8 protein-coding genes are annotated in these 12347 nt (G+C 65.3%); 5 read left to right on the top strand and 3 right to left on the bottom strand.

Annotated elements, in window-relative coordinates; genetic code table 11:
* Positions 1–45 precede the first annotated feature (45 nt).
* On the top strand, positions 46–525 hold the full coding sequence (locus TQ98_RS14620; RefSeq protein ID WP_044874510.1) for an Lrp/AsnC family transcriptional regulator: 480 nt from the start codon (positions 46–48) through the stop codon (positions 523–525).
* Between the two features lie 84 nt (positions 526–609).
* Here the strand turns inward: TQ98_RS14620 and TQ98_RS14615 are convergent, their stop codons facing one another.
* The 3 genes from TQ98_RS14615 to cax form a co-directional block, all read right to left on the bottom strand.
* A complete protein-coding gene (locus TQ98_RS14615) occupies positions 610–2523 on the bottom strand; it encodes a potassium transporter Kup (protein ID WP_044874511.1) in 1914 nt (637 codons plus the stop codon).
* A gap of 243 nt (positions 2524–2766) precedes the next feature.
* Positions 2767–4431, bottom strand: a complete 1665-nt coding sequence (gene sulP, locus TQ98_RS14610) for a sulfate permease (protein ID WP_242443208.1) — start codon at positions 4429–4431, stop codon at positions 2767–2769.
* Positions 4432–4557: 126 nt separating this feature from the next.
* A complete protein-coding gene (gene cax / locus TQ98_RS14605; RefSeq protein WP_044874513.1) occupies positions 4558–5631 on the bottom strand; it encodes a calcium/proton exchanger in 1074 nt (357 codons plus the stop codon).
* A gap of 352 nt (positions 5632–5983) precedes the next feature.
* Between cax and TQ98_RS14600 the strand changes: the two genes are divergently transcribed.
* From TQ98_RS14600 to TQ98_RS27785, 4 genes are all read left to right on the top strand, one after another.
* The gene (locus TQ98_RS14600; protein WP_044874514.1) at positions 5984–6193 is read left to right on the top strand and encodes a hypothetical protein; all 210 of its coding nucleotides are present in this window, start codon (positions 5984–5986) and stop codon (positions 6191–6193) included.
* Between the two features lie 81 nt (positions 6194–6274).
* Entirely contained in the window at positions 6275–7396 is a 1122-nt protein-coding gene (locus TQ98_RS14595) for a two-component system response regulator (protein ID WP_044874515.1), read from the top strand.
* Positions 7397–7459: 63 nt separating this feature from the next.
* The gene (locus TQ98_RS14590) at positions 7460–11881 is read left to right on the top strand and encodes a response regulator (protein ID WP_044874719.1); all 4422 of its coding nucleotides are present in this window, start codon (positions 7460–7462) and stop codon (positions 11879–11881) included.
* 96 nt (positions 11882–11977) lie between these two features.
* Complete coding sequence (locus tag TQ98_RS27785; protein ID WP_158249361.1) at positions 11978–12115, top strand: hypothetical protein; 138 nt, start codon at positions 11978–11980, stop codon at positions 12113–12115.
* Positions 12116–12347 lie beyond the last annotated feature (232 nt).

The raw sequence follows: 12347 nt of genomic DNA, 5'->3' as shown, positions 1-12347 counted from the left end.
TGAGCGATTCGCGCAGCCTGATCAATTTCATTGCGAGTACTGACCATGAACCTGGATGCCTTCGACCTCAAGCTGATCCATGAAGTCCAGCAGGACGCCGGGCTGCCCCAGGCCGAACTGGGTGAGCGGGTCAATCTTTCTGCGGCGGCGGTCAATCGGCGGCTGAAGCGGCTGACGGACGAGGGCGTCATCCGCAAGACGGTGGCGCTGGTGGATGCGGGCCGGCTGGGTCACCCGTTGACCATCATCGTCGAGGTGGAAGTGGAGAGCGAACGGCTGGACCTGCTGGATGCGATGAAGCGTGGCTTCCTCGCCTGCCCTCAGGTGCAGCAGTGCTACTACGTGGCGGGGGAGTGCGACTTCGTGCTGGTGCTGGCGGTACGCAGCATGGAGCAATACACCGAACTGACGCGGGAGCTGTTCTTCGAGAACAATAACGTCAAGCGCTTCCGCACCCTGGTGTCGATGAGCAATGTGAAGGTGGGGCTGGAGGTGCCGGTGGCGGGGGCGGCCGGCGCGTCCTGAGCGCCGCATGCCGTGGCCGGCCAGGCGCTGTAGCGGGACAAGGGGGCGGGCAGGCACTGCCTGGATGGCAGCCTGCCCGCTGTGTCAGATTTCCACCTGGGTGCCCAGCTCGATCACCCGGTTAACCGGCAGCTGGAAGTAACGCATGCTGCTGTTGGCGTTCTTGTGCAGGAAGGCGAACAGCGCCTCCCGCCAGAGCGCCATGCCGAGCCGCTTGGTGGGAATCACGGTTTCCCGGCTGAGGAAGTAGGTCGTGCGCATCGGGGCGAAGTCCAGGCCCTCGACGACGCAGTCCTGCAGCGCGTCCGGCACGTTGGGCTCCTCCATGAAGCCGAAATTCAGCAACACGCGGAAGAACCCGTCGCCGTAGGGCGTGACCTCGAAGCGTTGCGAATCCTCGATGCGGGGCGTGTCCCGGGTCAGCACTGTCAGGAGCACCACCTGCTGATGCAGCACCTGGTTGTGCAGCATGTTGTGCAGCAGGGCGTGGGGCACGGCATCGGGGCTGGCGGTGAGGAAGATCGCGGTGCCGTCGACGCGATGGGGCGGCTGCAGGCGAATGCTGTCGAGGAAGACCTTCAGGGGCAGGGCGGTTTCGTCCAGGCGCTCGATCAGGATCTTCTTGCCGCCTTTCCAGGTGGTCATCAGTACGAAGAGGATCACCCCGGCGATCACCGGGAAGGCGCCGCCCTGGAGAATCTTCGGCACGTTGGCGGTGAAGAACAGCCCGTCCACCGTCAGGAAGCCCAGCAGCAGCGGAACCGCCAGCCAGCGCGGTGCGCGCCACAGCAGGAGCATCACCGAGGACACCAGGAGGGTGTCGATCAGCATGGTGGTGGTCACGGCCACGCCGTAGGCGGCGGCCAGGGCGCCGGAGGAGCCGAAGCCGATCACCAGCAGCACCACGCAGGTCATCAGTGCCCAGTTCACCACGCCGATATAGATCTGGCCCTGGGCGGCGCTGGAGGTGTGCTGGACCTGCATGCGCGGGATGAAACCAAGCTGGATGGCTTGCTGGCTCAGGGAGAAGGCGCCGGAAATCACCGCCTGGGACGCGATGATGGTGGCCAGGGTGGCCAGGCCGATCATGGGCAGCAGCGCCCAGTCGGGAGCCAGCAGGTAGAAGGGGTTGCGCGCTGCCGACGGGTTGTCCAGCAGCAGGGCGCCCTGGCCGAAGTAGTTCAGCACCAGGCCCGGGAGCACCAGGGAGAACCAGGCGCGGGCGATGGGGGTGCGGCCGAAATGGCCCATGTCGGCATACAGCGCTTCGGCACCGGTCAGGGCCAGCACCACGGCACCGAGGATGGTCACGCCAACGCCCGGGTGGGCCACGAAGAAGTTGAAGGCCCACCAGGGGTTGATCGCCTGGAGCACTTCAGGGTGCCGGGAAATGCCGTAGGCGCCGAGCACGCCCAGCACCACGAACCAGATGAGCATCACCGGACCGAAGAGGATGCCGATGCGGGCCGTGCCGTGTTTCTGCAACAGGAACAGGCCGATCAGCAGCACCACGGTGATCGGCACCACCCAGTGGCCGACGCCGGGCAATGCGACATCCAGACCTTCCACCGCCGACAGCACGGAAATCGCGGGGGTGATCATGCTGTCGCCGTAGAACAGCGCCGTGCCGAACAACCCGAGCAGGACCAGTACGCCACTGAGCTTCGGGTAGGCCGCGGTCGCGCGACGGGCCAAGGCGGTCAGCGCCATCACACCGCCTTCGCCGCCGTTGTCGGCACGCAGCATGAACACCACGTACTTGAGCGAAACCACCCAGAGCAGGGACCAGAGCACCAGGGACAGCACCCCGTAGACACCGGCTGTGCTGACTTCAACGCCGTAATGACCCGAGAAGACTTCCTTGAGGGTGTACAGCGGGCTGGTGCCGATATCGCCGTAGACCACGCCGGCAGCGGCCACCAGAAGGCTCAAGGCCGAGGATTGGGAATGCCCATGGGCATGCGAATGAGCATTTGGCTCCAGGGTTCCAGAGCTCATCGATCAACTCCTGAGAAGAGGTGGCGGCAGAGGGGCATGTGGGGTGGTTGTGATCCAGGGGAATGAAGCGCGCAAGCCGCAGGAGGGGCCTGCCACGAAAGGGCGCAAAGTATCCCGCCTGGATTGTGATTGCGGCGTAAAAAATGCGTAAAAAAATGCCGGAAAGCGCCGTCAGTCGGGGCTTTCCGAGCGGAAGCCGGCAGTTGCCGGGCGCACTGAAATGGCTGCGGCACTGACGGTGCGTCAGGGTGTCCAGTCCACATTGTGTTCTTCAAGGTAGGCGTCGACGGCCGCGCCCACGGTGGGTTGGAAGACGTCGTCGCCGATGTGTGCCAGCACCTCCAGGCGCAGGAGCTTGTCTTTCACCGGGTCCTTCATCTCCGCGAAGCGCAGCTCGATACCAGCCTCGCGCAGCGAATGTTCCAGCTCCACCAGCATGTCGGCCGAGGTCACGTCCACGCTGGTCACCGGCTCGGCCGCCACCAGGACGCGGCGTACCGGTGTCGGCGACTGGGCGATGGCTTCGACGACGCAGTTCTGGAACAGCTCGGCATTGGCGAAGAACAGCGGTGCGTCCCAGCGGAACAACAGCAGGCCGGGTACCCGGCGGGCCTGCGGGTAGCGGGACACGTCGTGGTAGCCGCGAATGCCGTCCACACGGCCGAGCACGGCGTAGTGGGGACGCCAGCCATCCCAGAGGAATTCGATCACCGCGACCACCACGGCCAGGCCGATGCCGGGCACCGCCCCCAGCACCGCGACACCGACGAAGCAGGTGATCGACAGCCAGAATTCCCATTGCTGGATGCGGTAGATGCGCTTCAGGTCCTTGAATTCGAACAGCCCGATCGCGGCGGCGATCACCACGGCGGCCAGGGCGCTGTTGGGCAGGTTCTTCAGCAGGTTGGGGGCCAGCAGCAACAGCAGCGCGACGCCCAGGGCGCCGAACACGCCGGTAATCTGGGTTTTCGAGCCCGCGGCCTCGGCCACCGGGGTGCGCGAGGAACTGCTGCTGATGGGGAACCCCTGGAACAGGCCCGCCGACAGGTTGGCGATGCCGAGGCCGACCATTTCCTGGTTAGGGTCCACCGGCGTGCGGGTCTTTGCCGCGTAGGTGCGGGACAGCACGCTGGTATCGGCGAAAGACACCAGGGCCACGGCGATGCCGCCCACCAGCACCGTTACCAGGTCCTCCGGGCGGAGCCAGGGGAAGGCGAAACTGGGCAGGCCCTCGGGGACCGTGCCCAGCACCTTCACATGGTGGGTGGCGCCCAGATCGAACCCGCCCACCACGAGGGTTGCCACCACCACGGCGACGAGGATGCCGGGTATCCGGTCGAAGCGCTTGAGCGCCAGGATCAGCACGAGGGTCCCGGCGCCCACGGTAAAGGCAGCCCAGTTGGCCTGGCCCGCCATCAGGGCCCTGGTCAGCGCGAGGATGTCCCGCAGGGGGCCGGCGCTGTCGACGGAAACGCCGAACAGCTTCGGCGTCTGGCTGATCAGCACGGTAAAGGCGATGCCGTTCATGTAGCCGTAGCGGATCGGCTTGGACAGCAGCTCGGTGATGAACCCCAGCCGGAGCAGGCCGGCGCCGATGCACACCAGGCCGGACACCAGCGCCATGGCACTGGCGACGGTGATGGCGCGCATCGGGTCGCCTCCGGACAACGGCAGCACCACGGCGAGAATGATCGCGGCAAGCGCCGAGTCCGGGCCGAGGACCAGGATGCGGCTGGGCCCGAACAACGCATAGGCCAGCAGCGGAACGATGGTGGCGTACAACCCGTAGATGCCCGGCACCCCGGAGGCTTCGGCATAGGCGATACCCACCGGCACCAGCATGGTGGTCAGCACCAGTCCGGCGACCAGGTCCTTGGGCAGCCAGGCACTCTGGTATTCCCGCAGCATCTTCAGGCCCGGCAGCCAGCGCTTCCAGCCCGATTGCACGGCGGAGGAGGGGGGCGGCAGCTGATCCGGCTCCACGGGCGGGTGGGACAGGGTTTCGTTCATGGGGCGCTCCCGGTTGGGGTCATATCAGGACACCGATGGATCAGGGGTAAAGAAGAAGGCGAGGGCCAGGATCAGGTAGACCGCGAGCAGCTGAACGCCCTTGAGCCAGTCCGAGCGTCCGTCACCCGCCACCTGCCCGGTGATCAGGACCGCCAGCAGCACGCTCAGCACCAGACCACCGGAGAAGGCGAGGTCCATGGGCGCCGGGCCGAGGAAATGGCTGGCCAGCACGAGGAAGGGCGCAACGAACAGGGCCACCTGCACGCTGGAGCCGATGGCAATGGACAGCGAAAGGTCCATGCGGTCCTTCATGGCGGCGGAGATCGCCGAGGCATGCTCGGCGGCGTTACCGAGGATCGCCACCACGAACACCCCGACGAAGAGATTGCTGAGGCCCAGTTGCCGGGCGCTGGGTTCGATCGCGCCCACCAGGATCTCGCTGATCCAGGCGATCAGCGCCGTGGCCACGCCGAGGATCGCCAGCGCCTTGGGGATCGGCCAGGGAGGCGACTGTTCCTCGGCGTGTTCCTCCGAGGCCGTACCGGCGAACAGCGACTTGTGGGTGATCAGCGAGAACACCAGGAAGAGTCCATAGACCACCAGCAGCACGTAGGAGATGGTCGTGCTCAGTGACTGCAGCCCTTGCGGGGCGCGAGTGGCAATGGCGGCGTTGTAGGCGGCGGGAAGGATCAGGGCGATAGCGGCCAGGGTCAGCAGGGTGGCCTGGGAACGGGCGGCCGAGGCGTTGTACTGCTGCTCGCGGTGACGCAGGCCGCCGGCCAGCATCGCGGCGCCCAGCACCAGCAGGATGTTGCCGACGATGGAACCCGCGATGGAGGCCTTCACCACGTCGAACAGCCCGGCGTGTAGGGCGCTGAGGGCGATGATCAGCTCGGTAGCGTTGCCGAACGTGGCGTTGAGCAGCCCGCCCACCCCTTCGCCGAAACGCTCGGCCAGCTGTTCAGTGGCATGACCGAGCCAACCCGCCAGCGGCACGATGGCCAGCGCGGCGGCGAGGAAGACCAGCAGGTGGAGGTGTGGCATCGCCCACTCCAGGACGATGGCCACTGGAATGAATGGCAGGAGCCAGTAGCGCATTGGAACAGTTCCCCGAACAGTGCCTGGGTGATTCTCAGGTGGTGGAGCCTTTACAAGGACGGCTGGCGGATGTGCCTCCGCTCTTCCGCGCTCATCGCCTGACTATTTCGAAGCCTAGCCGCCTTTCTGTCGGAAGAAAGGCATGGGCCATCGGAGGAAAGGGCACGGGCGAGGCGCGCGGCGCGAACCCTACGGTGCACCAGGCACAGGCGTAATGACCCGGATCAACCCGCGTTGACGCCGCCGTGTTCGGCCGCGTCGGAAGTCTTTTTCAACGCCCCCATCGGACCCCGCTGCACTGGCTATGCTGAAGCAGTTACACCATCGCAAACGTGCTTTCCGGGGAGCGAACATGGACCTGTCCATCCAGGAGATCGCTGGACAAGGAGGTCAGGTCTGGATGGTGGAGGCTTGCGGCAGGACCTTTCTTTTTTCCAGCCGTGCCGCTGCGCAAGCCTTCGCCGAGAAACTGCGGGAAAGGGTAGACGCACCCCATCGAATTCCGGATGAGGTGTTGCAGCGCTGGGCGGTTGAGCACGAGCGCATGCTTCGGGACCCGTAGCGTTATCAAGGCTGAACAAACCGCCTGATGGGGAATCGGCGGTATCAGGATTCGAATACGCCAGATCAAGAGGGAACAGCCATGTCTTCGTCCGGTATCGCCGAGAGACCCACGGTACTGATCGTGGATGACACCCCCGACAACCTGATCCTGTTGTCGGACTTGTTGAAGGTGCTCTACCGGGTGAAAGCCGCCCGCAATGGTGAGAAGGCGTTGCAGATCGCCGGCGCGGAGGACCCGCCGGACCTGATCCTGCTGGACGTGATGATGCCGGGCCTGTCCGGGTTCGACGTCTGCCGGCAACTCAAGGCGCAGGCGCATACCCGAAATATCCCGGTCATCTTCCTGACCACCCAGGGCGCCATCGAGGACGAGATGCGCGGCCTCGAGTTGGGCGCGGTGGACTACATCACCAAGCCGATCAACCCGCCCAGCGTGTTGCTGCGGGTGGACAACCACCTGCGGATCAAGGCCGCCGCCGACTTCCTTCGCGACAAGAACGAATACCTGGAACAGGAAGTCGCCCGCCGTACACGGGAGGTCACGGCGATCCAGGACGTGACCATCCTGGCCATGGCCTCCCTGGCGGAAACCCGCGACAACGAGACGGGCAACCACATCCGCCGTACTCAGTCCTACATCGAGGCCCTCGCGGAGTACCTGAAGGACCATCCGCGCTTCGCCGCCGAGCTGGACGAGGACACCCGCAAACTGCTCTACAAGTCCGCCCCGCTGCACGACATCGGCAAGATCGGCATTCCCGACCACATCCTGCTCAAGCCCGGCCGGCTCACCCCGGACGAGTTCGAGATCATGAAGACCCACACCACACTGGGACGGGATGCGCTGCAACATGCGGAGAACCAGCTCGGCATGGACGTACCGTTCCTGCGCCTGGCCAAGGAGATCGCCTACAGCCACCAGGAAAAATGGGACGGCAGCGGCTATCCCGAGGGCCGGGCGGGGGAGGCGATTCCGCTGTCCGCGCGGTTGATGGCGGTGGCCGATGTCTACGATGCGCTGATCAGTCGGCGGGTCTACAAGGCGGGTATGTCCCACGAGCAGGCGGTGGCGATCATCCGCGAAGGGCGCGGCACGCATTTCGATCCGGACATCGCCGACGCCTTCCTGACCTTGCAGGACGAGTTCCGCGCCATTGCCCAGCGCTACGCCGACAGCGACGACGACCTGGAGAACAGCTGAAACGCAGCGGCCCGGATTGTGACGCGGGACCGCCTGACATTCGACCAGACCGGGGGGCCGACCATGTCATCACTGCTCGCATTCCTGCAGCGCCTGCCTCTGCGCAGGAGGCTGCTGCTCGGCTTCGGCGTGGTGCTCCTGCTGGCGCTGATCCAGGGGCTCTTCAGCCTTCGCGCCCAGTACGTGCAGAACGCCCAGATCAGCCGGATCTACCAGCGGGAGATGATGGCGCTGGCCCATGTGGAAGCGGCCCGGGTCGCCCTGGCTGAAATGGGGCGAAGCCTGCGCCAGGCAATGCTGGTGGAGGACCAGAACGAGGTGGATGAAGCCCTGGACCTGCTGGCCGAAGCCCGGGCCTCACTGTGGCAGGAAATCGGGTTGGCGCGTCCGCTCATTATCAGTGAACAGGGTCAGGCTCACCTGGCGCGTTTCGAGCAGGTTTTTGCCGACTACCAGCGCACGGTCGAGCAGGCGACGGCGTTCAACAGGCCGTCCGCGGGTTCCTCAGGCCTCCTCAGCCGCAGGCAGGCGATTGCGCTGACGACATCTCCAGCGTTCAAGCGCATTCGCATCACCGCGAACAATGCCCTGGCCGAGATGGCAAAAATCATTCGTGCCCGAGCCGACGGGGAGGTGATCCAGGCAGGCGCCCGTTATCAGCAGAGCGTGCGACTGACGCTCTGGCTCCTCGCATTCGGGGTGGGTGGCGGCCTCTTGTTCAGTACCTTGATCAGCCTTTCGATCCGGCGGCCGGCCGAGCGGCTGCGACGCGCGGTGGAATCCCTGAGTGCCGGCAGGCTGGATACGGCCATTCCGTTCCAGGACTACCCGAACGAAATCGGCGATCTGGCCAGGGCCGTCCTCGCCCTGCAGGCAGAAGCCCGGCAAATGGCCGAGCAGCGCTGGATCAAGACCAATGTGGCGGCCATATCCCGCGACCTCCAGTCCGCCAACAGCTACGCCGAGCTGGGCGATCGCTTCCTGGCGGGCATCGCGCCACTGCTGCAGGTGGGCTACGCCACTGCCTTTGGCCATGAGGAGGACGCTGGTCGGCTGACATTGCTGGGCAGCTATGCCATTCCCGATGGTGCTTCGTTGCCACGGCATTTCCAGCTGGGCGAAGGGCTGCTAGGCCAGTGCGCGAAGGATCGCCGGCCCATGAACCTGCGGGCGCTGCCGGAGAACTACCCGCGCATCGGCTCCAGCCTGGGCGCAGCGATCCCCAGCGAAGTGACGGTGTTGCCACTGGTACGGGGTGAGCGCCTGCTGGGGGTGATCGAACTGGCCAGCTTCCAGCCGTTCAGCACGGATCAGCACGCGTTGCTGGAGGAGTTGATGCCGCTGTTGGCGATGAACGTGGAGATTCTTGAACGTACGCTGCACACCCAGCGGCTGCTCGCCGAAACCCGCCAGCAGGCCGACCTGATGGAACGCCAGGCGGCCAGCCTGAAGGTGCAAACGCTGAAGCTGGAAGCCCAGCAGCGCGTCATCGAGACCACCAAAGCCTGGTACCGGGGGATCATCGAGTCCGCTCCTGACGGCATGATGGTGGTCAGTCGCCAAGGCCAGATCATCCTGGCCAACCCCAAGCTGGAGGAGCTGTTCGGTTATGCCGAGGGCGAGTTGATCGGCACGCTGGTGGAGCAACTGGTGCCTGCCGCATCCAGCGCTCGCCATGCCGGGCTGCGCGAGGGCTTCATGGCCCAGGGCCAGAGCCGGCAGATGGGCGGCACCAACGCCGACCTGCACGGCGTGCGCAAGGACGGCAGCACCTTCTCCGTGGAAATCGGCCTTTCATTGCTGCCCGAATCGGAGGAGCAGGGCCTCTGCGTCTGTGCCTCGGTGCGGGACATCAGCCATCGCCGAGCCATGGAAGCTGCGGTGCAGGAGAGTGAGGAGCGGCTGCAGTACATCCTCGACAACAGCCCCGTCAGCGTTGCGTTCTCGACCCAGGGACGCATCCACTTCGCCAACCCCATGTTCGTTGAGACCTTCGGCGTGGTGCCCGGCGACATGGCCCCCGACCTTTATGTCCGGCCCGGCGAACGCGAGGCAATCTGGGAGCACTTGCAGGCAGGCAAAGCCGTGTACCACCGGGAGGTGTTGATGTACGACCGGGACCGGCAGGAACGGCACATTCTGGCGACCTACCTGCCGATTCAATATCGCGGGGAAGCGGGCTCCCTGGCCTGGCTGTTCGACATTACCGATCGCAAGCTGGCGGAACTGGAGACTGTGCGTGCCAAGGAACTGGCTGAGGAGGCCACCCAAGCCAAGAGCGACTTCCTCGCCAACATGAGCCACGAAATCCGCACGCCGATGAACGTCATCATCGGCATGAGCTACCTGGCGCTGAAGACCGAGCTGGATAAGCGCCAGCGCAACTACATCGAGAAGGTCCACCGCTCTGCCGAGGGCTTGCTCGGCATCATCAACGACATCCTCGACTTCTCTAAGATCGAGGCGGGCTGGATGAGTATCGAGCGGATCGAGTTCCGCCTGGAAGACGTGCTGGACCACGTTGCCAGTCTGGTGGGGTTCCGTGCCGAGGAAAAAGGCCTGGAGCTCCTGTTCCAGACCCGCCACGACCTGCCGACAGCCCTGGTGGGCGATCCGCTGCGCCTTGGCCAGGTACTGATCAACCTGGGCAACAACGCGGTCAAGTTCACCGAGCGGGGCGAAGTGGTGGTGGGCGTCGAGCAGGTGGAAGCACCCGGACTGGCCGAAGGGCAGCTGGAGTTGCACTTCTGGGTGCAGGACACCGGCATCGGGTTGTCTCCGGAGCAATGCGAGCGCATGTTTCAGTCCTTCATCCAGGCCGACTCTTCCACCTCCCGCAAGTACGGAGGCACCGGCCTGGGACTCGCCATCTCGAAGAACCTGGTGGAGTTGATGGACGGGCGTATCTGGGTCGACAGCGAGCTCGGCGCGGGTTCCACCTTCCACTTCCATGCCCGCTTCGGTCGCCAGCTCAACGTCCATCCGCGTCGGATGTTCCGGGCTGATGAGCTGCTTGGATTGCGGGTGCTGGTGGTGGATGACAACGCCATGGCGCGGGAAATCCTGGCCAGCATGGCCGCCGGGTTCGGCCTGGAGGTGGATGTGGCCCGGACGGGCGAGGAGGCCCTGCGCTTCCTGGCCGACGCGGATCGGCGGGGGCTGCCCTACGAGCTGGTGCTGATGGACTGGAAAATGCCCGGCATGGATGGCATCGAGGCGGTGCGGCGCATGCAGGTCGGCGAAGTCGGTACGGTGCCGGCCGTCATCATGGTGACCGCCTTCGGCCGTGAAGAGGCGCTGGAAGCGGCCCATGGCCGGGGCGTGGCGCTGAACTTCGTGCTGACCAAACCGATTACCCCTTCCACCTTGCTGGAAGCCGTGGGCGAAGTCCTGGGCAAGGGCAGGTTGGCCGGCCCCCGCAGCACCGAGCGGCGAGACCAGGGCGCGGACAGCCGCGCGGCTGTCGCCGGCAGCCGCCTGCTGTTGGTGGAAGACAACGCGCTGAACCGGGAACTGGCGCTGGATCTGCTGAACGGTGCAGGCATCACCGTATCCACCGCCAACAACGGCCAGGAGGCATTGGACCTGCTGGCAACCGACCAGGACTTCGACGGCATCCTGATGGATTGCCAGATGCCGGTCATGGACGGCTATGCCACGACCCGCGCCATTCGCCAGCAGCCTGGTCTGGCGACCCTTCCCATCATTGCGATGACCGCCAACACCATGGCGGGCGACCGTGACCAGGCCCTGGCCGCCGGCATGAACGACCATATCGCCAAGCCGCTGCACGTGGACGCAATGTTCAGCACCCTGGCCCGCTGGATCAAACCGCGACCGGGCACGACCAGGGGAGGACCGACAGGGCAGGGTGCTCCCATGGGGTTACCCGGCATCGATGAGCAGGCAGGGCTCGCCACCTGCGCCGGCAAGGCTGACCTGTATCGGCGCATGCTGCTGAAATTCCGCGATGGCCAGCGGGACTTTGCTGAGCAGTTCGCCGCAGGCCGGCGGGATGCTGACCCCAGCGCGGCCCAGCGCGGCGCCCACACCTTGCGCGGCACGGCCGCCACCATCGGCGCGATGGCCGTGGCGGAGGCGGCGAAGCAGCTGGAGACCGCCTGCCGTGAAGGCGCTGCTGAAGCGCGAATCGAAGAGCTGCTTGCGGGCGTATTGTTCGTCCTGGCCCCGGTGATCGCCGGACTCGATGCGCTCGCACCTGACCTCCCGGAACCGGCGCAACCCGCCATCTCGGACCAACAGCAGCTTGGTGAACGGCTGCGGCAGCTGCGAACCTGTTTGGCCGACAGCGATACCGCCGCCATGGAGTACATTGCCGAGCTCTGCACGCTGTTCCACGGAAAACCGGAATATGGGGCGCTGGAGCGAATCGCGACCGCCATCGATGCCTTCGATTTCGACCTCGCGCTGGAGCGTCTGCAGCAGTTCGTGATCGCCGAGGAAGAGCCGGGAAGTGGTGCCTGATCCTGCATCGATACCGTCTGACGCCAGCCACTTGTAGGGGGAAAAGGGGCTTGCTACGTTGAAATCGTAGTCAGACGCATGATGAGGAGGTGCGCCATGAGCGTTAACACCTTGGGCCTGATCATCGTCGCTTGCCTGATCCTTCTGTGCATCGGCATGGCGTTATGGTCCAACCGTCCGGCCATCAAGGCCTGGATGGACGAGCACCACTGGCATTGGCCCCATTTCCGTTGAGGCCCCGCACACAGCCCCTCGAATGAGGGGCTGATTGTTTCGGGAGGCGAATCAGGAAGTGTTGTCCTGAGGATGTGGTCATGAATCACCGGCGCTGCAAGCCGATCCGGTAGGGTGCGCCGTGCGCACCGGCGGTTAGACCGGGTGCCGAAGTCGATCCCGGAATCGGTGCGCGCAGCGCACGCTACGGTCGAGATCAGGTGACAGGGGGGATGCGTGTCCGGCTGTCCTC

It is taken from the genome of Pseudomonas sp. LFM046 (assembly GCF_000949385.2).
Classification (GTDB): Bacteria; Pseudomonadota; Gammaproteobacteria; order Pseudomonadales; family Pseudomonadaceae; genus Metapseudomonas.
This window is presented reverse-complemented; position numbering and strand designations above follow the sequence as displayed.